This window comes from Aliigemmobacter aestuarii (assembly GCF_004799285.1).
Taxonomy (GTDB): domain Bacteria; phylum Pseudomonadota; class Alphaproteobacteria; order Rhodobacterales; family Rhodobacteraceae; genus Aliigemmobacter; species Aliigemmobacter aestuarii.
In genome coordinates, this window is sequence record NZ_SSND01000004.1 from 364,360 (window position 1) to 388,510 (window position 24,151).

24 protein-coding genes are annotated in these 24,151 nt (G+C 62.3%); 3 read left to right on the forward strand and 21 right to left on the reverse strand.

Features of this window, described 5'->3' with window-relative positions:
- Positions 1–223: 223 nt before the first annotated feature.
- Complete coding sequence (locus E7811_RS15320; RefSeq protein ID WP_136395520.1) at positions 224–1,069, forward strand: hypothetical protein; 846 nt, start codon at positions 224–226, stop codon at positions 1,067–1,069.
- Positions 1,070–1,655: 586 nt separating this feature from the next.
- Here E7811_RS15320 and E7811_RS15325 read toward each other — a convergent pair.
- The 6 genes from E7811_RS15325 to E7811_RS15350 form a co-directional block, all read right to left on the reverse strand.
- Complete coding sequence (locus E7811_RS15325; RefSeq protein ID WP_168733052.1) at positions 1,656–2,225, reverse strand: hypothetical protein; 570 nt, start codon at positions 2,223–2,225, stop codon at positions 1,656–1,658.
- 460 nt (positions 2,226–2,685) lie between these two features.
- Positions 2,686–5,241 (reverse strand): AAA family ATPase, encoded by a 2,556-nt coding sequence (locus E7811_RS15330; protein WP_136395522.1) that lies wholly within the window; start codon positions 5,239–5,241, stop codon positions 2,686–2,688.
- A 69-nt stretch (positions 5,242–5,310) separates the two neighbouring features.
- Complete coding sequence (locus tag E7811_RS15335) at positions 5,311–5,511, reverse strand: helix-turn-helix transcriptional regulator (protein WP_136395523.1); 201 nt, start codon at positions 5,509–5,511, stop codon at positions 5,311–5,313.
- Positions 5,508–5,708 carry a helix-turn-helix transcriptional regulator gene (locus E7811_RS15340; protein ID WP_136395524.1) on the reverse strand — a complete coding sequence of 67 codons (201 nt, stop codon included), beginning with the start codon at positions 5,706–5,708 and terminating at the stop codon, positions 5,508–5,510. The genes E7811_RS15335 and E7811_RS15340 overlap by 4 nt, the downstream gene beginning before the upstream one ends.
- A gap of 324 nt (positions 5,709–6,032) precedes the next feature.
- The gene (locus E7811_RS15345; protein ID WP_136395525.1) at positions 6,033–7,382 is read right to left on the reverse strand and encodes a tyrosine-type recombinase/integrase; all 1,350 of its coding nucleotides are present in this window, start codon (positions 7,380–7,382) and stop codon (positions 6,033–6,035) included.
- 16 nt (positions 7,383–7,398) lie between these two features.
- A complete protein-coding gene (locus tag E7811_RS15350; RefSeq protein ID WP_136395526.1) occupies positions 7,399–7,605 on the reverse strand; it encodes a hypothetical protein in 207 nt (68 codons plus the stop codon).
- A 482-nt stretch (positions 7,606–8,087) separates the two neighbouring features.
- Here E7811_RS15350 and E7811_RS15355 point away from each other — a divergent pair, with 482 nt between their 5' ends.
- Together E7811_RS15355 and E7811_RS15360 are read left to right on the forward strand one after the other, a co-directional pair.
- Positions 8,088–8,447, forward strand: a complete 360-nt coding sequence (locus tag E7811_RS15355; protein WP_394345628.1) for a hypothetical protein — start codon at positions 8,088–8,090, stop codon at positions 8,445–8,447.
- Between the two features lie 344 nt (positions 8,448–8,791).
- Complete coding sequence (locus E7811_RS15360) at positions 8,792–12,277, forward strand: beta strand repeat-containing protein (RefSeq protein WP_136395527.1); 3,486 nt, start codon at positions 8,792–8,794, stop codon at positions 12,275–12,277.
- 321 nt (positions 12,278–12,598) lie between these two features.
- Here E7811_RS15360 and E7811_RS15365 read toward each other — a convergent pair whose 3' ends face one another.
- From E7811_RS15365 to E7811_RS15435, 15 genes are all read right to left on the reverse strand, one after another.
- Positions 12,599–13,564, reverse strand: coding sequence for a metallophosphoesterase family protein (locus E7811_RS15365; protein WP_168733054.1), 966 nt, complete (start codon positions 13,562–13,564; stop codon positions 12,599–12,601).
- Positions 13,561–14,997, reverse strand: a complete 1,437-nt coding sequence (locus E7811_RS15370; RefSeq protein ID WP_136395529.1) for a hypothetical protein — start codon at positions 14,995–14,997, stop codon at positions 13,561–13,563. The genes E7811_RS15365 and E7811_RS15370 overlap by 4 nt, the downstream gene beginning before the upstream one ends.
- Before the next feature lie 17 nt (positions 14,998–15,014).
- Positions 15,015–15,680, reverse strand: coding sequence for a hypothetical protein (locus E7811_RS15375; protein WP_136395530.1), 666 nt, complete (start codon positions 15,678–15,680; stop codon positions 15,015–15,017).
- Positions 15,681–15,731: 51 nt separating this feature from the next.
- Complete coding sequence (locus E7811_RS15380; protein WP_168733055.1) at positions 15,732–16,649, reverse strand: SdiA-regulated domain-containing protein; 918 nt, start codon at positions 16,647–16,649, stop codon at positions 15,732–15,734.
- Between the two features lie 11 nt (positions 16,650–16,660).
- Positions 16,661–17,542 carry a hypothetical protein gene (locus E7811_RS15385; RefSeq protein WP_136395532.1) on the reverse strand — a complete coding sequence of 294 codons (882 nt, stop codon included), beginning with the start codon at positions 17,540–17,542 and terminating at the stop codon, positions 16,661–16,663.
- Positions 17,543–17,584: 42 nt separating this feature from the next.
- The gene (locus E7811_RS15390; protein ID WP_136395533.1) at positions 17,585–18,025 is read right to left on the reverse strand and encodes a hypothetical protein; all 441 of its coding nucleotides are present in this window, start codon (positions 18,023–18,025) and stop codon (positions 17,585–17,587) included.
- A gap of 49 nt (positions 18,026–18,074) precedes the next feature.
- Positions 18,075–19,082, reverse strand: coding sequence for an SH3 domain-containing protein (locus E7811_RS15395; RefSeq protein WP_168733056.1), 1,008 nt, complete (start codon positions 19,080–19,082; stop codon positions 18,075–18,077).
- Positions 19,083–19,419: 337 nt separating this feature from the next.
- Entirely contained in the window at positions 19,420–19,965 is a 546-nt protein-coding gene (locus E7811_RS15400; protein ID WP_136395535.1) for a hypothetical protein, read from the reverse strand.
- Positions 19,966–20,112: 147 nt separating this feature from the next.
- Positions 20,113–20,340, reverse strand: a complete 228-nt coding sequence (locus E7811_RS15405; RefSeq protein ID WP_136395536.1) for a hypothetical protein — start codon at positions 20,338–20,340, stop codon at positions 20,113–20,115.
- A gap of 208 nt (positions 20,341–20,548) precedes the next feature.
- On the reverse strand, positions 20,549–21,502 hold the full coding sequence (locus E7811_RS15410) for a LysR family transcriptional regulator (RefSeq protein WP_136395537.1): 954 nt from the start codon (positions 21,500–21,502) through the stop codon (positions 20,549–20,551).
- A complete protein-coding gene (locus E7811_RS15415) occupies positions 21,495–21,680 on the reverse strand; it encodes a hypothetical protein (RefSeq protein ID WP_136395538.1) in 186 nt (61 codons plus the stop codon). The genes E7811_RS15410 and E7811_RS15415 overlap by 8 nt, the downstream gene beginning before the upstream one ends.
- A gap of 44 nt (positions 21,681–21,724) precedes the next feature.
- A complete protein-coding gene (locus E7811_RS15420; protein WP_136395539.1) occupies positions 21,725–21,994 on the reverse strand; it encodes a hypothetical protein in 270 nt (89 codons plus the stop codon).
- 67 nt (positions 21,995–22,061) lie between these two features.
- Positions 22,062–22,394 (reverse strand): hypothetical protein, encoded by a 333-nt coding sequence (locus E7811_RS15425; RefSeq protein WP_136395540.1) that lies wholly within the window; start codon positions 22,392–22,394, stop codon positions 22,062–22,064.
- Between the two features lie 53 nt (positions 22,395–22,447).
- Positions 22,448–23,140 carry a hypothetical protein gene (locus E7811_RS15430; RefSeq protein ID WP_136395541.1) on the reverse strand — a complete coding sequence of 231 codons (693 nt, stop codon included), beginning with the start codon at positions 23,138–23,140 and terminating at the stop codon, positions 22,448–22,450.
- A gap of 27 nt (positions 23,141–23,167) precedes the next feature.
- Positions 23,168–24,127 carry an SH3 domain-containing protein gene (locus tag E7811_RS15435; protein WP_136395542.1) on the reverse strand — a complete coding sequence of 320 codons (960 nt, stop codon included), beginning with the start codon at positions 24,125–24,127 and terminating at the stop codon, positions 23,168–23,170.
- Between the last annotated feature and the right edge of the window lie 24 nt (positions 24,128–24,151).

Consider the following 24,151-nt stretch of genomic DNA (forward strand, 5'->3'; position numbering starts at 1 on the left):
TGCCGTGACAAGCCGGGGTTTCAGAAGTCAGGCCCAAGCCGATAACTTTCTGTCAATCGCGCCGCTCTACCGGCGCGGTGGTCCGCTCGCTCAAATTTGCGGGGCACGGACCAAGACCGGCGGCCCGTGCAAGCAATCACCGATCAGTGAGGGAAACGGTCGCTGCCTGAAACACGCCGGGCCGCTTGCTGCCCGCGCGCACCTTGAAACCAAACGCCGCGAAATGACGACGGGCAAGATCAGCGCGGCCGAACTGGCACGGGCCGAAGCCCGTCGGGCACGGAACGCGCTGACATGGGCGTGGCGGAAGAACCCGTCCCTGCCGGGATCGACAATCGACCTGGGGGAATGGGAAGGGGCGTTCCTCGCGTCCGCGTCCGGCGCGGGCGTGGACGTGGGCACGCTCATGCCTGCCGTCCGGGACTGGCTGCAATGGCGGTTCAAGCGGACGCAGATCGACCGGACGGACGCGGCGGCGTGGACGCGGGCGCTGCGGACGGAACTGCCCCGGCGGATCATGGCTGCCGACCGGGCGATGGTCTGGGTCCGGCTGGGGAACCCGGACGGGCGGACCAAGCAGGGGCGTGCCCTCAAGGCCGCCCTGCGTGCAGGGGGCGAGGCGCACGCCCGGGCGCTTGGGTTTGGCTTGGCGCGTCCGCCGGGCGAAACCGGGGCGGACGTGGACGTGGACGCGGCGCAGGGCGGGCTAGGTCCAGCGCGGTCCGCTCCGCAATGGCGCGCTTCGGCACCGGACGGTCCGGACGGCCGCACCGGCAGGCGGGCCATGCCGGATCGGACAAAAGCCCCGCCGCAGGTGCGGGACCGATTGCCCGGACGGCCGGGGCGTCCTCGCAAGACGCCTGAAAGTCAGGACGAAATTGCCGAACTGGCGTCGGTCATCCGGCAGGCGCCGCCGCAGGTCCGGCGCATGTTCGCCGCGCTTTCCCGGCCGGAGGACCAGCTTTGCTTCCTGCGGACGCTGCGTGACCTGACCGCCAATCCGGATGATCCAGCGGCACAGGGCCGCTGGACCCGCTGGGTTATTGCGCTGCACAAACGGGGGTTCTAGCCCCGTCAATCATCGACGCGGTTTGTTCGCGAGACTTGGTTGGGTCAGGAACTGGTGCAGCGACAGACCCTGTTGCCCCGCAACCAAGGCCGCTTCAACGAGGTAACGCCCAAGGCGATCCCGATCTTTCCAAGTGCGCGGGTGGAGGTAGCCTTTGTCTTTCAGGCACTGAGCCGTGGCCTGGAGTACGACCAAGGTAGCGTAGGTTGGCGCTTTGTTGGACGGATCCCCAAAGCGCCGTTCCGTCGGGGGCAGTTTTGAGCCTTTCGGGATGGGCATCCACGGATTTCGCACAACGACGATCATGTTCTCGCCCGGGGCGGGCCCAGCATTATGGTGTCGCCGTGGCCTTTTTCGGTCGAAAGGGACAGACGAAATGATGAGAGGACTACCCCAGTCGTAAATGTCCAACGTCGCCCCGGGAGAGACTTGGCGAGCGTAGTATTCCAAGCCGGGGAAGCTATGAAAGAAGCTGTTGGCCTCAAGAATGTGCTGGGGAGCCGGAGACCACATTGGTGTGATAAACGGAAGGCCCACAGTCGGCTTACGCTTTACGGGGAGGGGGACGCCGACGTCAGGAAGAACGCTACCCATGGTGATCCTCCGTCGCATCGGGGTGGCGCACGGGTGCAGGCTTCGGCGCGAACATGGCGGCCCAGTTCGGGCTGAGTTCAGACAGGTCCGGCAGGACCAACAGGCGAAGGACCGTCAGGGCGTGCCCGGCGTCCACGTCCGCGTCCGCCGTGATGACATGCAAGGCAAGATCGTTTGCGTGCCGGACGGTGGGGTTTTGCGTCCATGTCCGCGCCGCGTCGGACGCCAAGTGTGCGGGGTGTCCTTCCAGACAGACCGGCGTCCAGCCGTCCAGTGCGGACGGATTGAGGACGCGGACGGTCAGAAGCAGCACGCGCTTGTCCGTCCGGGTTTCATCCCGGAAGGTGCGGATGCGGGAAACGGCTTCGGGATTGTCGCGCAGCCATTGCAGATCGGAAGGCAAGGAAAGATCGCGCGGATAGACGCGATCAAGGTCCGGCACCGGGCCGGTGAAAATGTGAAATCTCGCGAACACGAGGTTGTCCCCTTTTTGGTTCGGGGTGGCGTAGGCAAAGGGTCTGTGCCCCTTTGCAGTTCTGTCGCCGGGGCGAGTGCGACACATTTGCGCCCCTTGGCGGTCCGCGAGCCGCCCGTCAGTTCGGGGCCGACCATGGCCCGCCGCAGGAAGATTTGCACGGGCAATCAGCGCCCGGAAAAAACCAAACGAATTTTCACGTCCGGGCTGAATACTGCGCCCGATGGGGTGGAAGGCCCTGCCTATCGGCCCGATTTGCGACAGTCGGCGCTGCCCCCGTAAGGCCCCCGACAGGGGGTGAAACCGCCGATTTTGCGCCAGTCGCAACCTTGCTATCCCGGCACGGGGCCAACCCTTGAAAACAAGGGGTTTTGGGGTGCGCCAGACAGTTGTTTCCCTAAGCACACAACTGGAGCGTCGCACCCGCAACGGTGCCCCTTTTAGGGGCGCATCCGCCGCCGGGCGAGGACGCTTTTGCGCCAGTCTGCGACAGTCTGCGACAGTCAACTGTCGCAACTGTCGCAAGCCCAAGCCCCCCTGCCGGAAATTACTCGACATTTTCGGCGGCGTCCCTCTCGGACGGGCTGTCCGCCGGGTCGGCGTCCAGCACAACGGCGGGCGTCCCGGCATAGACAAAGGGGCGCTTCTTGCGGCTGTCGGTGTCAAGTTCGGTCCGCACCTCCAGCGCGCCAATCCGCACCCACTCATCCACCATGGCCCGGACACGCGCCAACACGGCCGCCTGTGCCGGTGTGCGGTCCGCCGCGCTGGTGGTGGGGCTGCCCATATCAAGGCCCATCACCCGAGCCACCCGCCAGCCAACCCATTCCGGGGAACGTTGGTCGGCGCGCGGCGGACGCGGGGAGGCAAGCAAGGCGTCTTGGACGCGGGCGAGGTCCGCAGCCGTGCCGGTTTGGGATGTCGGCGGGGTCCAGCGTTCGCAGGTCTGGACGCTATCGCCGGACGGGTAGTCCGGAGTTCCATTGCCGAGGTTCACGGACACGATCCTAATCCAGCGGGCGTCCTCTGCCCGTGTGAGGTTCGCTTTCCCGTTTTCGACGCGCATGAAATCCCGACGGTCCCCCGGCTGGACACCGAACCGTCCGGCTTCTGCCGGGGTCATGCGCACGATCTGACGAACGGAGCGGGCCGCGTCTGTGATTGCGGACGCGCCGCGAGACGCACCTGCGCCCGCCGCGTCCATGTCCATCGCGGCGGCCTTGGACGTGTGGTGGACAAGTCCGATGGCGATGTTGGCGCGCTTGGCGATCTGGCGCAATTCTGCGGCCAGCAGGTTCATCGCCTCGTTCGAGTTCTCCGGCAGGGTGTGGACGGCGCCCATCGGGTCGAGAATGAGCACATCGACGCCCAATCGCTTTGCTTCGCCCACGATCCAGTCAGCGGTCGCCGGTGTTGTTTCCGGCCCGTTACGCCCCATCTGGCCCAGCTTGATCGGAACGTCATGCCCCGAAGTCAGGATCAGTCGGCCACCAAGGTCTGCCTGTGAAACCTTATGCTGCAACATCACGGCCAGAAGGCGGCGGTTCTGTTCATCAACGCTGTCCTCTCCGTTATGATACCAGACGGTCAGCGGACGGTTTGCGACTTTCTCCCCCGAAAGGAGTTCTCGCCCCGTGGCCATTGCCACCGCCTCAACCATCGTGAGGGCGGATTTGCCAGACCCGCCGGGCGCGACCAGCGCAGAAATGAACCCGCGAATGTAGACGCGGCCATAAAGCCATTCGCGCGGGGGAATTTGGGCGGGTGCAAGCGCCAGAACGGGCTGAATGGGCACCGCCGAAAGCGCCGCGACGTTCTGCGCCGCCTGAACGCCGAAGGCCGCACGCAACTCGGCTTCCTTGACCTTTTGTGCCCCTGCCGGGTTCTCCCGTTCAAGGGTGCGCATCACGGTGCCCCATCCGCTGTGCGGCTGGCCGATGCTGTCCCATACGCGTTCCGGTTCGTCCGGATCGCCGCCCCACTGCTGCGACCACTGGATGAACGCCTCGCGTCCCTCGGCCTCAATTCCGGCCGCAACAGCGGCCCCCTTGATGGCATGGGCCATGTTCACCCAATCGCCCCGGTTATCAAACCGACCGCCGAGCGTGTTCGGCAATTCCTCAAGAGCCATACGCAGAATGTCCGCGCTCGGGGCAGGCCACCCCGTCTTTCCCCCGGCAACGCTTGCCGCGCTGGACGTGCCAGCGCCTTGCCTTCCCGGAAGTCCAAGCCGTTGTGCAATGCCTTCCAACGTCCGGCACAGGTCGGTAACGCGGGGCACGGTCACGGACGCGGACGTTGACGCGGGGTGAACCGTGCTGTCCGGGACGGCCAGTCGCACCTCAGCCCCCCGTTGCCGCTTCCCACTGTTCGGCAGGTTCACCGTATAGGGGAGCCTGATGATGCGCGGCAGGTCGGACATATCGTCCGAACCGATACGGTCCATGGCGTCCTTGATCGCCACTCTGGACGCGTCCAGGTCCGCCCCGGAAGTCGGTTCCACCTCCAGCCAGACGTGGACGCCGTTTCCGGTCTGGACGACCAGTCCGGGGTCCAGTTCTGTCCGGATCGTGTCCACGGTATTTTTCCAGCCCCGGTCCGCTGCCGGGGCATCCTTGAAGTCAAGGTCCAGCACCACAGCCCGGCGCTGGGTCACGTCCGGGGCGGACGCAGAGCGCGCCGTCCCGGCCATGTCCGCCCGGCGGGGATTGATACCGACATAGAGGTTCCGTTGGCCGATATGGCCACGGATGAAAGTCTCAAGCGCCTGTCGTTCTGCCGGATCGTCCAGACGACCGCAGACGGACGCGGGGCCAGTTCCGGACACGCTCAATGCTCGGAGTTCGATCACATCACCGGGGGCGAAGAACGGGGAAATGGCGTCCAGCGCCTTCGTCGCTGCCGGACCGTCGGCCAGCAGGCGGAATACCCGGCTTTCCAGCCCGGCTGCGTCCACATTGCTCACCAGATAGTCCCCTCGGAGACGTTGCGTTTCTTCCGGATCAGTGATGCCGTGGCTTGCCGCAACTTCAAGAACGTCACACCATTCATTGCCAAGGCTGGCAGGTTGTCCCGTGGGGGTCTTTGTGCTAAAGAAGGTCATAGGTTTTGCCCTAATTTGGGCCGTTTCGCGCGGGGGCGCGGGGCGGCCCTTTCGTTTCCGGATTGTAGGTCAGGCCAGCAGGCGCTGAACTTTTCGGACTTCAAGCCAGTGCAGGACTTCGCTCTCTGGCCATGCCGAAGCGCGTCCGATCTTGACCGGTTTGGGGAAGTTCTTAGCGCGATAGATGTAAGCGCGGCTCATGCTTGTGATCTTCTGCACTTCGGGCAGTCGTATCAGGCGGTCGGGCTTGGGCGTCAGAGCACCGGTCATCGCGCGGCCCCCTCCTGAACGCGATGGCTCTCCATCCACGCAAGAATTTCGTCCTCGCGCCAACGCAACGTTTTCCGGCTGATCCGGATCGGGGTCGGGAAGGTGCCAGCCTTGCGCCAGCGCCATAGAGTGTTGAAATCAATACCGATAATTTTCAACACCTGTTCGGTGTTGAGGAAGGTCGGGTTCTCTCCCACGGTGACGTCTCCTACATCATGGGTTGTCTGTGATCAGATCGGCGCTCCTTCTTTGGGTGGCGTAACGGCGGTCATATTCAAGGAAATGGAATCAGTTTCAAGCAAAAAGAGACCTATGTTGCCCCTTTAAGTCATTGACAAAGCAGACAATTCCGCGATTTTTTTTTGGGCTAGGGGGCTTGTCGGGTCGGACAATTGCGTTCTTCGCGAAGGGGTTAGCGCAAAGAGTTCTCCCAAGCGGTGCAGCAGAGGAACGAACGAAGCCGACGGCGTTCGCCAGTCTCGCGCCGCGCCGTCGGTTGCTCACCAGAGATTAGGGCCGCCTCATGCCTGCCCGCGCGCCGCTACAGACACATGCAGCGGCACAACATTCCCCGAACCCTCTGACGGGACTTGTCCCGCACACACGGCCGCCCATGCTTCCATCATCGGCCTGCGCCGCTCATGCGTCGAGCCACGCTTGTAGGCCCTTTCGACAGCACCGAGTTGGTGCGCAAGCTGTTCTTCGATCAGGTCGCGCGGAAAGTCCGTCTTTTCCGCCGCCCAGTCCCTAAACGACGAGCGCAGCCCGTGGGCGGTGTATTCCTTGAAGGCGTCTGTGCGGCGCAGCAGCATCAGCGCCGTCATTTCGGACAGGGGGCGCCCCGTGCTGGACGTAAATACGGGGTCCGCCGGGTCCGGTTTCTCACCCCGCAACGTGGCGGGGTGCCTGCGTTTCGCTTCCGCGAGGATTTCGTCCATCCGCCCGGTGATCGGCACGACATGGTCGCGGCGCATCTTCATGCGCCCTGCCGGGATCGCCCAAACCATTCGCTCACGGTCGATTTCGCCCCATGTCGCGAAGCGGGCTTCGCCCGTCCGGCACGCGGATAGCGTGATCCATTCCAGCATCAGGGCCGCCATGCTTTCAGCCTGTTTGGTCCTGATGGTCGCCACGAATTCGGAAATCCGTCCGTAAGGGATGGCCGGGTGGTGCCGGGGTGCCACTCGGGGCGGGGGTAAGGTCGCATCGAACTGGCGCCACGACGCGGGGTTGTCGCCTCTATAGTGCCCGTTCTGGATGGCGTGCGAGAACAGCCGTTCGATCCTCTGGCGGCTGCGGCTGGCGGTGACAGTGTGGCTGGACCAGATCGGACGCAGCACGGCAAGCACGTCCTCGCGTGTGATCGTCGCCAGCGGCTTGTTCCGCAAGGCAGCGGCGTGATTGGAGAAGGTTCCCCGCCATTGCTGAATGTGGGCCGGGTTCGAGAAGCCTTGCAGGACAAAGGGTAGGAAATGCTCATCTGCGTAGCGGCCGAAGGTCATGGCCTGCTCTGCGGCCGCGCGGGCCATTTCCGCCGCCCGTTGCTGCATTTCTTCCTCGGCGCGACGTTCCGCTTCAATCGGGTCAATCCCCCGTGCCAACTGGTCCCGCGCCGCAGCGGCCTTGTCCCGCGCCGCAGCCAGCTTGACCGCCGGATATGTGCCCAGCCCCATCGACCGCTGTAGTGATTTGCTGCCCTTCGCTGTTTGCGCTGCCCGGAAGTCCGCATCCGGGCTGACAAACTTGAAGGACCATTTTCCAGACCCCTTCGCGGTGGAGCGGTAGAGAAGGCCGCCCCCGTCCGTCAGGGCCGTGCCGGGTGCGGCGGCTTCGATCTGTTTCACAGTCAGTCGGTGCAGGGGCTTCGACATGGGGGCGGTCCTTGGTTCAGTGAAGGCGGCGCGGATCGACCGGACGCGCGGTGACGTCCAGTTCCGCCCGGCAAGCCGTTTCGTCCAGGCGAATAGCGGCGATCCGGTCCGGATCGTCCAACTGACCGCTGATCGTTGCGATCAGGTCCAGAAGCGCGTCCATGTCCGGGGCGGAAAGTTGAAGCGTCAGCGCGATCTGCGGGGCGGCGGGAACGTCGTTCATCGGGTGTCTCCATTTAGTGCCCGTGGGTTCTGGGCACTAAATGGGCACTAAAATTTGTGTAGCTGTCAAGCGATGGCTGTAGACACTAGTAGACAGGGATTTCCACAAAACTCTGAAATTCAATGATTTTTAACATTCATCCGAAGCCCCAAAGTTATGCTATAGACGTTGATAGACGCTAGTTCGGTGGTCTCACTGTCCGCCATTTCATCCTAAGGATTATATGAAAATCAATTCGCTAGGGGATGATCTTCACTTCCTTCCCCCAGCCCTTCCCTGACCTGTCCTGTCCGAAGGGCTTTTGCCCGAGTATCGGCGCCGCCGCGAAGGGCGGGTGAAAGAGGCAGGGGGTACCCCTTCGTTCGCAACTCCCCCCACCCACGGCAGCATCCGACGGCGCCTCGTCTATGTCCGCATGACCCGTGTCATGCGGAAAGCGTCCCGTTCGACCTTGAGATTGCCGCGGCGCACACCGGCCCTCGATGTCGAAGTGGTCGATCGCGTTGGTCGAGGACCACAAGCTGATCCGCGAAGGCGCGCGGATCTTTGATGTGGGCGGATGGGGGGTCGCGGGCGCGGTCACGTCGGGCGCGTTCCTGTCGCTTTGCACCTTGCCGGTGATCCTTGACCATTACACTGCGCTGGAACTGAACGACATGTCCCGCCAATGGGACCTGCTGAACTTGCGTTCGTTCGGCTATGGGCATTCCTTCGGGGGCCTGTCGCACGACTTTGGTCGCGAGGCGGGCGTGGAGCTGCGCGAGGCCATCGACACCCAGCTGAAGCCCGCCATGGTCGTGTCGAGGGCCGATGGTCATGCTGCCCGAACCGAAGCGTGCTGACGGGTCGATCTCAGGCGAAGGCTGTCGCGAGGGCAGGCAGATCAAGGGGCCAAGAGACAACCCGAATTCGGCGGCGCATCCCGTGTGTGCACTGGCGTTTGACCGGGAAACCCCCGTTATCGAAGTCCGGTCCCTGCCTGTTGATCACCCGAAAGGGGGCATCGTTTGATGAATGAGACTCAGCAATCCGGAATCCCCTTCAATTGACAAACTGATCGTTCCGACAACCATTTAGGGGCCACTTTCACACGCTCAGTGCAGACGTCTCACCGGACCTTTGGAAGGTTGGCGATTCGATATCTCGGTGTGTGCGGCAGATCTCAATTCGGACTCGGTAAGGGCAGATGGCACAAATTGACGGAACGCAGAATGCGGATTTCATTCATCGCCGTGGCGATGGACTTACCGTACCCTCAGGTTTGAACGAGATTGCTGGCACAACCGCAGGCGCGGATATCGTGAGAGCCGGTGACGGCAACGATGTCATCCACGCAGACAGGGGCGCCGACACCATTCACGGTGGCGCCGGGGCGGATCGAATGTTCGGTGGCGATGGGGATGACACCTATCACCTCAATTCGGTCGCCGATCGCGCCAAGGAACTTGTCGGCGCGGGCACAGACCTCGTCATTGCCTCGGTCAACCATGTCCTTGGTGAAAACATCGAAAACCTGCAGCTTGTCGGCGCAAGGGCGATATCCGGAACCGGCAACCGGTCCGACAATCTGATCGTTGGCACCAATCTTGACAATCGCCTCGTCGGTGCGGCCGGGAACGACACGGTCAGGGGACGCAAGGGAAACGATACCATTCTGGGTGGAACGGGCGAAGACGAGCTTTTTGGCGGCAAGGGCGCCGACGAATTGCGCGGTGGCGCCGGCGATGACACGGTCTGGGGATATCGGGGAAATGACACGGTCCTGGGTGGCCTGGGAAATGACCAGGTCTGGGGCGGCGTCGGCGACGACACGGTGCAGGGCGGCGCCGGAAACGACACGCTTGGCGGTTTCTTGGGCATCAATCGCCTCGTGGGGGGCGACGGATCGGATACATATCTTGTTTCGAGCGCGAACAACGTTCTCGTCGAACGGGCGAACGAAGGGCGGGACCTTGTTCGGTCCAAGGTGAGCTTCGTTCTGGGGGACAACTTCGAGAACCTCGATCTGTTGGGGACGGGCAACCTTTCGGGCACCGGCAATGACCTGGGCAACCGGTTGCTTGGAAACGCGGGAAACAATGCGCTGTCCGGGCGGGGCGGGGGGGACACCCTCGTGGGCGGCCGTGGCAACGACACTCTGGACGGCGGCATTGGGAACGACACGCTCTACGGAGGAGCAGGCAATGACACCTACGTCGTCTCTGAGGCGGGCGACCTCGTGGTCGAACAGGGGAACGAAGGAGGCGACAGCGTCCTGACCTCGCTCACGACATATTCGCTTGGCAAAAACCTCGAGAACCTGCGCTACACCGGCACCGGCGATTTCACCGGTAACGGCAACGGGCTTGCCAACCGGATTTCGGGCGGCAGCGGAAACGACACGCTGAACGGTCGCGGGGGGGCGGACAAGCTGATCGGCGGGGCCGGGAACGACGTTTATATCGTGGACAACACCCAGGAAACGATTGTCGAGGAAACCGGCGGCGGTGAGGACGAGATCCGCACGACGCTTGGCAGCTATACCCTGGGGGCCAACATCGAGAACCTGCGCTACACCGGCACCGGCGATTTCACCGGCAACGGCAACGGCCTTGCCAACCGGATCTCGGGCGGCAGCGGAAACGACACGCTGAACGGTCGCGGGGGGGCGGACAAGCTGGTCGGCGGGGCCGGGAACGACGTCTATATCGTGGACAACACCAAGGAAAAGATCCTGGAAGAGGCTGGCGGCGGTGAGGACGAGATCCGCACGACGCTTGGCAGCTATACCCTGGGGGCCAACCTTGAAAACCTGCGCTACACCGGCACCGGCGATTTTGCCGGCAACGGCAACGGCCTTGCCAACCGGATCTCGGGCGGCAGCGGAAACGACACGCTGAACGGGCGCGGTGGGGCGGACAAGCTGGTCGGCGGGGCCGGGAACGACGTCTATATCGTGGACAACACCAAGGAAAAGATTCTGGAAGAGGCTGGCGGCGGTGAGGACGAGATCCGCACGACGCTTGGCAGCTATACCCTGGGGGCCAACCTCGAAAACCTGCGCTACACCGGCACCGGCGATTTCACCGGCACCGGCAACGAATTGGCGAACCAGATCATCGGTGGCGACGGCAACGACTTTCTTGCGGGCCTGCTTGGCGCTGACCGGCTGACCGGCGGCAGTGGCCGCGACACACTGGATGGCGGCGCCGGGGTCGACACGATGTCAGGCGGCACTGGCAACGACACCTACCTCGTCGATAACACCAATGACGTTATCGAGGAACTGGCAGGTGAGGGTGACCGCGATATCGTCCGGTCCACGGCGAACGTCTACACGCTAGGCGACAACGTCGAGACCCTACTCTTCATCGGCACCGGCGATTTCACCGGTACCGGCAACGGCGCCGCCAACAGCATTGTCAGCGGCGGCGGCGACGATTCGCTTGTGGGCCTGCAGGGCGCTGACCTGCTGAGCAGCGGCGATGGCAGCGACACGCTGGATGGGGGCGCCGGGGTGGACACGATGTCGGGCGGCGATGGCAACGACACCTACCGCGTCGACAACACCAATGACCGCATTACGGAATTGCCGGGCGAGGGATCAGATACCGTCCGGTCCACTGCAAACGTCTACACGCTGAGTTCCCACATCGAGAACCTGGTCTTCGCCGGCACTGGCGATTTCACTGGCACGGGCAATGACCTCACGAACTACATCGTCGGCGACGTCGGAAACGATACGCTTTTGGGCCTGCAAGGTGACGACCGGCTGGTCGCGGGCGCCGGCGATGACAGGCTGGATGGCGGCGCGGGCGTGGACACGCTGGATGGCGGCACCGGCAACGACACGTATATCGTCGACAACGCCAATGATGCGATCATCGAGAAATCGGGTGCTGGCACCAGTGACACGGTGAACTCCACCAGCAACAGCTACACGCTGGGTGACAACATCGAAAATCTGGTTTTTGTTGGATCGGGCGACTTCACCGGAACGGGGAACGCCCTGAACAACCGGATCGATGGTTCGGCCAACGGGGCTTCCACCCTTGATGGTCGGGGCGGCAATGACACCATCTCATCCGGTGACGGAAATGACGTGCTGTTGGGCGGTGCTGGCAACGACAGTCTTTCGGGCGGGGCGGGGAACGACACGCTGGACGGCGGCGCAGGCAATGACGTGCTGACAGGTGGGTTGGGCCGCAACCGCCTGATCGGAGGTGGTGGAAACGATACGCTGAACGCCGGTCTTGGCGACGATCGTTTCGTATTCAACTCCACCGATGGGGTGGACCGTATCGCCGGCGCGATGGACCCAAACGACAGGGTCATCTTCGACATGTCGACCTTCAACATCGGCAATGGCGACGCGACGATCGACAACGACATCCTCCTTGGCGGCACGGGCAATGCGACCACCTGGGACAGCAGCAACGAGTTTGTGTTCTTTGTCGGGCCAACCCAGCTTGATAGCGCAAGTGTGGCACAGTTTGTGTCGCAGACGGCCGGCACGACGACCGCTGGCACGGCCCAGTTGTTCTATGTGCGCAATCGGAGCGACTTGGCCGTCTTCTTGCATGTCTCGAACGGAACGGGCACCGTTCAGGCCGCAGATCTGGATCTGATCTTTACCTCGGATGCGAGCAACGTGGCGCAGTTCGGTGTAAACGATGTCTTTTTCGAGCTGTGACGCCATCCCGGCGGGCCCCATGCGCAATGGGGCCCGTGCCGCATGCGGAACTCATCTGCACACCGCTTGCTGAGAACGCGGCCCCGGCGCATCAAGACAGGCGGGGGCCTTGCCCCCCGCTTTCCCGTCGCCTGGCGATCTTGGGTGCAGGGACCCGAACAGCCGCGGGTTTCGGGATATGCCGTGCGGGTTTTGTCCCGTTCCTGATGGAAAGCTGTCCGCCTCCCGCGTACGCGAGATCACACGGTCGAAAACTGGCAGGCGATCATTTCACCGAAGGCCCTGCGAGACGCCGGTGCCGTCGATGACGGGACCGAACGTCTACAGGTCCGGGGCATCCCGGGAAAAAAGAACAAGCCCTGCCGACCCCCGCCCGATTTGCGCGGGCAGCCGGGATTGGCCGATCGGAACCGTGTAGTCCGGCGCGGCGCGGCTGGAGAAGGCGAGCCCTTTACCGGTGCCCAGTTTCAACAGGCCGAAGCCGCGCTCTGCCCGCTCGCCGCCGATATACTTGCGTGGACCACCACCAAGACAGGCTTGCGACAAGAGCAGCACGCCGTCCTTTCGTGCCGGATACCAGCCGTGGTGATGCCCGCTGAGATATGCATCCACCCGGCGATTGACCAGCAAGGTCATGAAGTCGGGATCGCCGATGACGTCGTTCTCGCGGCCCTGTGTGACCGGCCAGACAGGAAGATGACCAAAAACCAGCCGCACGTCGTGCCTGTCGCCCTCATCGCGCAGCAGGCCGTCGAGCCACTCCATTTCTTCGACCGGCAGGCGCCCTGCCACCGTGATGTCGAGCCCGATCAGAAGGATTCCCTTGTGCGAGGCGGCATAGCGGAAGGGGTAACGTTCACCGTCGAGGATTTCGACCTGCGGGGCATTTTCCGTCCAGGTCCGGTCAAAGGCCCGCCGTTCGGCCTGAAAGCCCGGATAAGCCGAAGCGTCGTGGTTTCCGGGCGTGACCAGCAACGGGATGCCTGCGTCGGTCAAGGGGTGGGTGACCGCGACGTGGAAGGCCTGCCACATGGCGGCGATCTGTTGGTCCGAAAGGTGCGGGCCGGTCTTCTGGCCTGCCACCATGTCGCCGGTGCAAATGACGAGATCGGGCGTCAGCGTCCGGATGGACCGGATCGCGTCATGCACCCTCTGGTCATACTCTGTCGATCCGTAGCTTCCATTCAGATCCGAGATCACCGCGATCGTCAGCGGCGATGCTGCCTGTGCCACGCCGGGAACAAGCCCGACCGCAACAGTTGCGCCCAGAAAGGCGCGCCGGTTCAATCCTGTCCGTCGCATGCGATGTCGGCCTCTGTCACTGATCCACTGACAAGAAATGCTTGTGGGTCGAGATCAAAGCGCAGGTCGCCCCGTTCGCAGCTTGTCCGAAGGATATTGGCTGCAAGGGCGGTATTGGTGACCAGCTGTTCAAACTGCGCTGTTGCAAGGCCGAAACTGTCGCGAAGATAGGCATGGAGCGGACCCTGAGCCTGCAAATCCGCGTCCAGCGCCATCAGCTTTCGATAGGTTTCGACAGGGAAGTGACGCAGCTTTTGAAGCATCTCGGTGGATTTCGCGAAATTCGCATATTCGACCCTGCCACCCGCATCGTTGTCGTTGAGATGCGTCCGCTTGATCCGTACGGCCCCTTCCGGCGGAGGGTCGGTTTCGGCCCCGTGGCTGACTGCCTTGCGCGATTTCACCTCGCCGTTTTCCACCCAGAACCAACGCGCGACATAGTCGATGTTGCCCACCCGGTCCTGCTGGCTGAGCATGAAGTCCAGCAGCACGATATTGGCAATGTCCGACATCCAATAGGCCATCTGAGCGGGGTGCACGTTTTCCCCCATGTCCTTGCGGATCTGCTTGTCCTTGATTGCCTCGGCCACGCCTTCGGCGATGGCCTTGTCCAGTTGGGCAGGGGATCGTAGCGCAAGGAATGGCGCAGTGTTCTGGAAGTCCAGATTCTGGCCTTTGCCCCAGCCCGATGCCCGGGTGCCGTTCACCTCGGAATTGTAGCGATCGCCGCTGGATTTCAGCATCACGCCATAGACCGCGCTAAGATCGGACGTGAAAAGGTCAGAGGTCGGGACATAGGCGGTGGGATCAGTATCTGCCGCAACCAGCGTTCGCCATCCGGCCTCGTTCATGTTGGATGAATGGCTGTGGCCCGACAAGGCAAGGCCAGGGCGCGCCACTTCCGACAGGTGCTGTTCCCGGTCCATGCTGCGCCATACGGCGACGGGCACCCCGATATCGGCCCCGAAGTAGCGTGACAGGTGATAATAAAGCAGGGGCGAGGCCGAGAAGGTGCCGCTGGTGCCGCGCGCATTCATTGTCGGCTTGAATTTGGCAAGGTCGCCCGCGGACTGGGACTTGGCGTCCTTCCCCAGTGGGCAGGCGTTGCGCTCGAACCCCGCGCGATCGCCCGCGTATGGTCCGGACGACAAATCATGGATGATCATGCCGGGGCTCGTGCTCCAGGTCTTCGGGCACAGCCCGACAGAGGGCGAATAGAGGTCGATCGCGCAGAAGGCGGCCTCGTCCTTGAGGTCGCCTTTGGAATAGTCGGCACCAGGCATCGGCGCGATCCGCACGCAGGTTTCCCTGACCCCGTTCGGGCTGGTGAAGGTGGTGGCTTCGCCAAGGATGCTGTCATTGGCGGCCGCCAGCGACGGGATCGAGACGGCAAGAAGGAAAAGGGTTCTGGACAGCATGAGGGCCTCCGTCGTGGTCATTTCGGGCAGATTGCGGCGCGTTCGGCGTCGCTGATGGTCAGGGCAGCGTTGAACTTGAAGTGGTCGAAATGGTGGTCGATCCAGGCGTCGCAGCCATCCGAACAATCCGCCCCGTTTCGGGCGTCGTTCCAGTAAGCCTTCGCGCGCTCCTCGCTCCAGCCGCAGAATTGCACGAGCGCCATGGCCGAGATCGCGCCCGACGAATGGACCCCCCACATGCAATGCACCAGCATCGGGCCGCGGCCCGGATCCTTGATGATGCCATGCAGTTCCTGCATCACTTCGCTCGGGCTTGTCGATTTTGCCGACGCATAGGTCATCTTGCCCGTCGAGCAGGATGTGTTGCCGTATTTCGTGTTCTTGCCGAAATCGACATAGCGCGCGCTGGAAAAGCCCGCGCCGCACAACTCCTCTCGCTGGCCCGAAGACAGGCCATCACGTTCCTTGTCGCCGCCCTTGAAACCCGCCCGATAAAGAACCCCGCTCAGGACCGGCCGCACGAAAGCCAGGCCCGCAGCCGGGCTGTGGCCGGACTTGCCGACCAAGGCGGATTGGCTTGGGCCTCCGTTGCGAGCCGTGAAGGACGTGTCAGCGGCAACCGCGCCAGCGGACATAAGGGAAAGGGCGAGTGCGGCAACGATCTTGGTGCGTGTCTTCTGCATGGCAGGTGCTCCTTGTTTGGCGGGATGCGAGATGTTTTAAAAGGTTGGGGTTCATTCGATTGAAAGGATGACCATGCGGGAGTCCTTTCCGTCATCGGTCACGATCCGAAGTCTGGTGCCCTCCGCATCGAGGGAGATGCCTTCGGGGTTCTTCGGCAATCTCAGCGGTTTTTCCGGGGAAAGCCCCCGAGCGCGACCAATGACCAAGCCTGTGTCGGGGTCGGCGATCAGGATGCAGGCCCCGGTGTCGCTCAGCACCCAAAGCACCCGGCGATGGCGGTCGTAATGGATATCGGACACGTCCAACGCTGAATCGTCGGTTCCATCGCAGGCGAAGCCATCCTCTTCAGAAAGAACGACGGCACCCAGTATGGTCGTCAGGTCCGACGACAATCGCAGCAGCAGGCGCGGGTTGGCCTCCTTGACCAGGAGAACCTCGCGGCGGCTCGTGTCGAAAGCTATGCCTTCCAGGCCATTGTTCGTCCGCAGCGATCCGAAGGTTTCGGCAACCTCGGGAAACCCTGCCATATCGGCAATGGGAAATCCCGACACGGAGCCATCTTCCAGGCTGATCTGGACGACGGTCGATGTGCCCTCCTGGACCGCCAAAAGCCGATTTCCGTCTTCGTCGAGCGTGATCCCTTCAAGATCGTCGACGCCCACCGAAAGGGCCTCGCTTGGCTTCAGCTTGCCCTTACCGGTCATCAGGAAGACTGTCGCGCTGTTGTCGCTGACGACCCAATAGTGGCTTCCGTCCGATGCAAGAGTGATGCCGGAGGGTTCGGTGAATTTTCTGGATGGCTCCGCGATGCGAACCGTATCGACCTCACCTAGTGCAAATTCAGTCACTTGTGCGAAGGAAGGTTCGGACCTGAGCCCGACAAGCGCCAGGATCACGCAGATGCCACATGCCACGAATGCATTTTGGGCTTGTGCGTTGTCCGGCCGCGCTGATCGGTGGTCCTGCATCGCTCCTCTCATCAGTCAATGTGCCAGTCGGTGATGCCGTGAAGCTTTGACGACACGATTGATGTCATCTCGCGCAGCAGGGCGTTGCGGCCCGGACCGCCTTCAACGACCAGCAGATATTCGGCATTCGATTTGAATTTCTGCTTGTTTGCCGAGATCACCTGGAAACCACGCTCGCGCAGCAGATCGCGCAGAACATCCATGTTCAGTCTCTGAAGCTTGCCGCTTTCGAACTGAACTTGCAGCGTGACATGCATCTGCCGACCAAGGACCCAGATAATGGCCCAGGCGCAGGCTGTGCCGATTGCCGCCATCACAGGTAGATTCAGGCCGACGCTGAGAGAGATCAGCGTGACGAGGATCAGGCGGCGCGTGTCTCCGATATCACCGGTATCGGTCTTGAAGCGCATCAACCCGCCCAGACCGAAGATCACGAAGCCGATGAGATAGCCGTGGTGCAGGACCATGAAACCGATCAGAAGCCCGACCAGCCCGAACATGAAAAGGGTCCGCGGCTCTTGGTAATCGTCCGCCGTACGGCGTTCCGACCTGACTACCGGATGGTAGGCGATGGAGGCGGTGAGCGCTGAAGCAAACAAGACCGCTACAAGAAACTCAAGGAGTTCCGGCAGGTTCTGAAGCTGCTGCCAGCCCTGTTCGCGCAATTGCAGGGCGCCGTCGATTTGTGTCAGGCCGTCGATACCGGCTGCGGTTCCCGGCAGGGCCGTCATTATGACCATGATCATCGCAACAGGAAGCGCGTCTGATTGTGTCTTACTGATTTGAAGCAATAGTCTGGTCCTCTTGGCGGCCTCGGCAAAGCGGTTCATGGGGAAGTCCGGTTTGGGGTGTGCGGGTATCATCGTTGCCTTCGGGAACTGCGTCGCCAGCATCCCTGGCCGCCCACGCCAGAAGGGCGCCGACCGGACCATCCCTCAGAAGGTGTTCGACCTTGGGCGTGCCGCGATCTGGACCGCGCCACGGACCCGCATCCCAAGCCCGAGCATGAGCAGAGCAAGCATCAGGAACACTCCATTCGCGACGACATTTCCATGAAGGGCAGCGGATGTCTGAGGTGCGCGACCCGTGATGAAAAGGCTTGCCAGCACAAGGGGCCCTGCGGACATCCAGGGCAGCAAGACGACCATCGTCACCGGCCCAAGCGATCGGGAAAGAGATCGCATCATCTGGACAGAAGAGTGCGGCATCGTCCGAACAGGTTGTCTGACGAAACAGCACATGACATGAAAAGCCCCTCTGTCCAGTGTCAATCGGATCGGTGCCGCCATGCAGGCTGAAGGGCAGGGGCGCCCGCGATCGCGGCCGATGATGCGCTCGGCCGGCATGACGATCTTCTGGAATGCGGCCTTGTCCACACATCGACTCCTCGCTGAACCCTTCGTTGCGGCGACCCGGTTCTACGGGTCAACCGCCCCAGATCACGGCATCCGGGATCTCGAACCTTTCACTGCCGATCATGACGATGTTCATGTCGTTCTCTGTGCGCGTGACCGTCATGCTTAGCCCCTGGTCTGCCTGGGACTGGTCGAATGACACCGGGTTTCCTGCCTCGAAGTAGATCACCCGGCTGCCACCATCGGGCCAATCAATGGTGACCGAGCCATTGCCGCTTCCCGGGCTTTCCCGGATCACGCCGAAATTGCACTCTTGCATCGGCGCATCGGCGCTGCGCACGCACGAGATCATTCCGGTCGCGTTGAACGCGGTGCCGGGGACCAGCACATCTTCGACTTCGGGAACGGGCACCATGTCCGGCAATTGGGTCGCAACACCGTCTCCGCCGCTTGCTTCGATCAAGAAATCGCCCGCTGCCCATGCTTCGATGCCCGGATCGGCCAAGGTCGCAACCTGACACCAGCGGCGGCCTTCGTTCATCCGGCAGCCAAGGTTGCGAAGCACCGTTCCATCCTTTGCCACAGTCAGCACCGTGGCGCCCGTCGAGGGCGCATCTCGCAAGTTGATATGGCCGCCAGCCGTGGCTGTCCTGACTGCCAGAAAATCCGGGCCACCCTGAAGGCCATCGGCAAAATCGCCGTGCAGGATTTCCGACCTCTCGCCGACGATCGAAATGTCGAGCGTGAAGTCCGATCTTTCCCCGCGTCTCGCAGCCGAACGGTACATGTAGACCAGCACGGTGTATTCGCCCGATGTCGACAGAACCGAGTCAAACCGGTTCAGGTCGGGGACCATCGGCCCGATCATTTCCGAATTGGCGAGGCCTTCGCCGCCCGGCGCCTGTCCCGGGCCGAACACGGTGAAGTAGGTCGCCAGATTGCTGGCGTTCAGGCTGATGACCATGCGCTGGCCCGCCTCGGCCCCCAGCATGTAGGCGACGGACTCACGCCCGACGATGGTGTCTGTGATCGTGGTTCCTGAGGTTCCGGCAGCAAAGCGGACGGCCTGGCTTCGCATGTCGTCTTGCGCCAGTGCAACTGGCGCAGGCGCAAGAAGCGCGACCGAAAGCAGGAGAGCGGGGAAAGAGATTGGGCGCATGTTGGAATTCCTTCCGGCAAGGTCACTCGGTGGGCGCGCAGGTTCAGGGGCCGGGCACCTGCCGGGTGGTCTGCGCCCGCGCCAAAGACGGGGCCGGACAAACACAAGAGAAGAACGGGGTCTGTTCATCCGGGTTCCTGACGCGGACTACAAAAGCGGAGTGGAAGAGGCAGGCTGGAACAAATACCAGGTTCAAACCCATAAAAGAGCCTGCCTCTACCCCGCCGGCGGTTTCTGGGGCCCGCCGACGAACCAATCAGAGGCGACGATACTCGGTGTTGAAAATCTCGCCCTTGGAGTTGACCGAGCAGACCACATGCTTATGGCCGTGCGCGAGTTCGATATAGAAGTTGTCTGCACCTTCCTGCGCGGCCTTGACCACATGCACGTTGTGCGGGCTCGTCTGAAAGACACCCGTCACGGCGTCATTGAAGCACGAATCCATTGCGGCCTTCGGCACCTTCACGCCGGCAACATTGTTCGTCCGGTGCGCCCTGCTGTTCGTACGTTCCCGTTGTCCGGCATGGTAGCCGTTCATGTAGGCCTCCGTGGGATAGTCCGAGGCATATTGGTGGTTGTGCAGCCCGTCGCGATAGCCCATCTCGAACTGCGCCGTTGCCTCGCCATCTGCCGGCGCATAGCCCTCGCGATAATGATCGTTGTGGTGCAACAGGACCGCCGTCCCGAGAATTGCCAAGGCTGCCGCGGCCTTCTGTTCCTTGCTCATTTCGGCATGGACCGGCGCAGTTGCGAGTGTCAGCAGAAGAGCCGTGCTTGCGAACAGGGCGATAGTTTTCTTCATGGTATTCCTCTTTCGTAGTGTGGTTTTCAACGATTGCGCACTGATCCGACGGAAAGGCCGGAACGGGGAACGGGCCTTTCGAAATCGCGTTCCGTCCCGCTCCAGTGCAGGTCGGGTCGCGCCCGGCTGCCAGCAAGCTGGCAAGTCTCAGGCAGCCCCTTCACGACCGGCGAACATCACCTCGGACACCCGGCCACTGATCTGTGCGTACACCGCCGTACTGCAGGCGCCTCCTGCCGCGTTGCTGACATCCGGCGAGAAACCAGTGTCGGGCAGCATCGGGTCTTGCGAGCTGATTGGAACAACGTCCTGCACGCAATTCATGGGCCGGCCGAAGGCCGCGAAGCCCCCGATGAACTTAACCCGGTGTTTCAACAAGGGTTCCTTCCCGAACAATAAATTCACGCCACGCCCTGACCCGAGCCCCATTTGGACTCGACACTGTGGTTTGGCGTCAGACTCAAGACCATTGACCGCGTGACTCGCTAATCTCGCCTTCAGGGTGCATAAGCCGGCTCATCAAGACAATTGAAAAGAATTCGAACCACTGAGCAGGATTCAGCATATCTCGCGTGGCAGGTCACTATGAGGCCGCCGACTGCTGGCGCGGCTTCAGGCTGACGATCTGGTCGGATCTTGTCGAGCTGTTGACCAATGATTTCATCCATTGGATCAATGTGCGAAGATCCGGGTCGGATCTGCGTGCCGCTTTGTAGCAGAACCTGTAACGGCGCCCCGATGGAACCCGCACAGGATTCAGACAGACGACCTGACCTGCTTCTATCGCCTCGTTCGCCACGAACTCAGGCACAAGCGCCACCCCCACGCCAGCCTTCGCCAATGCCAATGCAAGCAGGTAATGTGTGCAGCGCACGAATTCGGTGTCCTCAATTCCCGTTGCGTCAAGCCCGGCGCCCGCGCAGAAATCGTGCCAGTCCTTCCCCAGCGTGTCTGGTGGAACGTCTGTCGTGATCAGCGATTCCGGAAGGTCGTCCTCGATCGGTGCCGTGCCGGGCTTTCCGACCGCGATCAGCGTTTCTTCGAACAATGTCACCGAGTCGAACCCCTCGCGCACAGTGTTTGCCGTCACGATGACGTCAGCCACCTGGTCCGACAATTCGGGATCCTGAGCGTAAAGTCGAAGCTCGATGTTCAATCCCGGATTCCGGGCAAGGAATTTTGGCAGCCGCTCCGCAAGCCAGAAGGGGCCGAAACTGGAACACACCGCAATCCGAAGGCACTTCTTTTCCTGAAAGATCGTGCCCGAAAGCGCCGTATCCAGTTGCGAGAACGCGGTCGCGATCATTGATTGAAGAAGAATCCCTTTTTCAGACAGGACCAATCCACGGCCTGACTTGTGGAAAAGAACCTCGCCGACAAAACCGGAAAGTGAACGCAACTGGTGACTGACAGCGCTGGCCGATACGCCCAGCTCCTCTCCGGCCGCGGCAACGGACCCAAGGCGGGCAACGGCCTCAAAATACTGAAGCGAACGAAGGATGCGGGGGTCACGAACCAACAGGCTTTTCCTAGACATTCCGCCCCCGCTGCGTTTTGAACGCCTTGATGATCTCGGCGGGCGATCTCATTTTGTCTTCAGTGTCGGCGGGCGCACCGAACCCGGTGACCGGCTGCATCTTCGCGGCCCGACGCAGCGAGAGGGCGCAACTGCCCTGTGCGTCCGTCCTCGATTTGAAGGCGATAAGGTCAAGCATGTCGTCGGTACCTATTCCGTCCAGTTTGTCCCGCGGGCGGCGCTTCAGTTTCGTGCCCAACGGCACAAGGTGGCGAGAAGGCCGATGTTCAACAGCGGCGAGAGCGCTGCGAGCCAAGGCCATGCCGGTTCCGGCGCGAGGTCTACAAACTGGTTCCATGGCAATCCAAGCGGGATCAGGAAGATCCCGGACAAGGGGTCTCGGGGCTGACCGAACAGCCCGAATGTCCCGATGAGGAACAGCGCACCCGCAAGGAGGTAGAGGGCAATGAATGCCCGAAGGACCCAGACGCAGATCGCAGCTCCAAGTGCCATCACGGTTCCCCTGTTTCAAAAACCCGGTGGGCGGCTGGTGCCGCCCACCCTCACTCGCTACCAACGCTCAGGCCGCACCTTCGCTCCCGAGGAACATCAGTTCCGCCCCGCGACCGTCATTGCTCACCAGGCAGCGCCACGGCGCGCCGTTGGCACCGACCCGCATGTAAACCCCGACATTGGCCTCAGAGTATTCGGTGCCGACGACGGAAACGTTGCCGTCGACTTGCTGCGCCAGCGTATTCTGGCAGACGCTCACTGCCGTGTTGCTGACGGCGGGGTCAAAGGTCGTACGGATCGAAGGGCCCGCTGGTGATGCGGGCATCATCCCGTCATCGACGCAGGCTCCAAGTGCGGACAATGCGGCAACGGCAAGCACAGCCTTCGTGATCTGGAACATGTCTTTTCCCCTTGTTTCCAGTGTAAGATGAAGTTTTCGTCGCAAGAGATGCCTCAACCGCCGATCAGCAGGGCATCGACCACCTCGAAGCGGGCATCACCCACGGTGACGATCTGGATATCGCCGTCGCGTGTGACGCTCAGTTGTGCTCCGCCGTCGGCTTCGGATTCATCGTAACGGACGATCTCGCCGTTCTCGAAATACAGAACGCGGCTGCCGGTGTCGGGCCAGAACACGAAGAGGGCGCCGTTGCCGTTGCCTTCCCTTACGACGCCGGCGTCACATTGCCCGGCGCCGGTTCCGGGCCGTTCGCAATTGATGATCGATCCCGCGGTGAAGCTGGAACCCGCGGGCAGGACGCCGCCTACGGGACGTTCATAATTTGGCATGTCGGCACCGCCGCTTACGCCACCAGATTGCAGCGTTGCCAGTTGATCGGACCCGTCGACGAAGAACTCGGACAAACGCAGCTCATTGGCGGGGAAGCCGCAACGGACTTCTGCAACATAGTTCCCAAGGTCCAGTGTGCCGCCTGCCGTGCGGCTGCCGTCGGTGCGTGGTTCGTCGGCGCGCATGTCGGCCACGGCATCGAAGTTGTTGAAGAACTGCCGGGCGGCGTCCGCGCAGGCGCCGGCGACGTCTTCCTGGGCGGAGACCGGCGCGGCGAGGACGAGCCAGGCCAAAGACGCGCCGATGATGCCAGCTGGAATGCGTTTTTTTCGCAAGGAGTGGATGCTGTGGGACATGGTGACTTGCTTTCCTTCAGAGGATGATCATTCGACGCTCAGGATGACCTGGTAAGTTCGGCTCTGGCCGCTGCTGTTGGTGATCTCGACCACATGATCGCCAGACTTCCAGAGTTGACCCTGGTAGGACTTCGAGGCCGGACCCCGATCCAGAAGTGTTCCATCAGGGTTGAGAATGCGCCAGGTCACGGAAGGGCTGCCTGATCCCAGGTTGAAATACAGGAACTGTCCGTTACTGGCCCGCAGCAGGTAACGACGGACCGAGTTTCCGTTGAGTGAATCGTTGAATTGGACGCCGGTCTGCCCCGCCGGGAAACGGATGCGGGCGGTGGTCGTTGCCGAAGGGCCAGAAGGCTCGGGCAACTGGGTGGCCGTGCCCCCGCCGTTTACCTTGCCCGAGGTCAGATAGCGCCCGCTGACCCATCCCTGATCCCGCATGTCGCCCGGAAGCTCGATCAGGCACCAGCGCGCGCCGTTCGGGGCTTCGCAGCGCAGAAGCCGGACACGGTCGCCATTGGCAAGTGCCCCGACGATCCGGTATCCGGTGCCCGGACCGCTTCGAACGTTAAGCACGTCCCCGGCCGAGACCCCCGTCACCCGGGCAAAGCCTTTTCCCGTTTCTGGCGCGGTTGCACTGCCGCGTGACAGGGGGTTTGGCCGCCGTTTGCCCTCGGCAAAGAACTCCACGATCTCTCTCCCGCTCCGGTCATAGGAGCAGGCAAAATCTTCGTATCGCGTTTCAAGGAAAATGCGGCCGTTGATGGCATGTGTCCCATCGACGCGCTGGCCGTTGTATTGCATTTCGGTCGCGGCGGTGAAGTCGCGGAAATAGGTCTGTCCCGCACTCGAACATTCGTTCCGCATGAACTCTCGCGACTGCGCCAAGGCCTCCCCGCCGGACCCGAGCAGGACAGCCGAAAAGAGAGCCGAGGCAGTCACAATCCGACAGAACCGGCTGACTGAGACGATTGAGATCCGGATTGCCATCGCTCATTGCTCCCTTTTGATGGC

Coding starts and splice junctions, on each gene's coding strand:
- E7811_RS15320 (WP_136395520.1), top strand. CDS start 224: ATGACGACGGGCAAGATCAGCGCGGCCGAACTGGCACGGGCCGAAGCC.
- E7811_RS15325 (WP_168733052.1), bottom strand. CDS start 2,225: ATGTGTCGCACTCGCCCCGGCGACAGAACTGCAAAGGGGCACAGACCC.
- E7811_RS15330 (WP_136395522.1), bottom strand. CDS start 5,241: ATGACCTTCTTTAGCACAAAGACCCCCACGGGACAACCTGCCAGCCTT.
- E7811_RS15335 (WP_136395523.1), bottom strand. CDS start 5,511: ATGACCGGTGCTCTGACGCCCAAGCCCGACCGCCTGATACGACTGCCC.
- E7811_RS15345 (WP_136395525.1), bottom strand. CDS start 7,382: ATGTCGAAGCCCCTGCACCGACTGACTGTGAAACAGATCGAAGCCGCC.
- E7811_RS15350 (WP_136395526.1), bottom strand. CDS start 7,605: ATGAACGACGTTCCCGCCGCCCCGCAGATCGCGCTGACGCTTCAACTT.
- E7811_RS15355 (WP_394345628.1), top strand. CDS start 8,088: ATGTCGAAGTGGTCGATCGCGTTGGTCGAGGACCACAAGCTGATCCGC.
- E7811_RS15360 (WP_136395527.1), top strand. CDS start 8,792: ATGGCACAAATTGACGGAACGCAGAATGCGGATTTCATTCATCGCCGT.
- E7811_RS15370 (WP_136395529.1), bottom strand. CDS start 14,997: ATGCTGTCCAGAACCCTTTTCCTTCTTGCCGTCTCGATCCCGTCGCTG.
- E7811_RS15375 (WP_136395530.1), bottom strand. CDS start 15,680: ATGCAGAAGACACGCACCAAGATCGTTGCCGCACTCGCCCTTTCCCTT.
- E7811_RS15380 (WP_168733055.1), bottom strand. CDS start 16,649: ATGCAGGACCACCGATCAGCGCGGCCGGACAACGCACAAGCCCAAAAT.
- E7811_RS15385 (WP_136395532.1), bottom strand. CDS start 17,542: ATGCTGGCGACGCAGTTCCCGAAGGCAACGATGATACCCGCACACCCC.
- E7811_RS15395 (WP_168733056.1), bottom strand. CDS start 19,082: ATGCGAAGCCAGGCCGTCCGCTTTGCTGCCGGAACCTCAGGAACCACG.
- E7811_RS15400 (WP_136395535.1), bottom strand. CDS start 19,965: ATGAAGAAAACTATCGCCCTGTTCGCAAGCACGGCTCTTCTGCTGACA.
- E7811_RS15410 (WP_136395537.1), bottom strand. CDS start 21,502: ATGTCTAGGAAAAGCCTGTTGGTTCGTGACCCCCGCATCCTTCGTTCG.
- E7811_RS15415 (WP_136395538.1), bottom strand. CDS start 21,680: ATGCTTGACCTTATCGCCTTCAAATCGAGGACGGACGCACAGGGCAGT.
- E7811_RS15420 (WP_136395539.1), bottom strand. CDS start 21,994: ATGGCACTTGGAGCTGCGATCTGCGTCTGGGTCCTTCGGGCATTCATT.
- E7811_RS15425 (WP_136395540.1), bottom strand. CDS start 22,394: ATGTTCCAGATCACGAAGGCTGTGCTTGCCGTTGCCGCATTGTCCGCA.
- E7811_RS15430 (WP_136395541.1), bottom strand. CDS start 23,140: ATGTCCCACAGCATCCACTCCTTGCGAAAAAAACGCATTCCAGCTGGC.
- E7811_RS15435 (WP_136395542.1), bottom strand. CDS start 24,127: ATGGCAATCCGGATCTCAATCGTCTCAGTCAGCCGGTTCTGTCGGATT.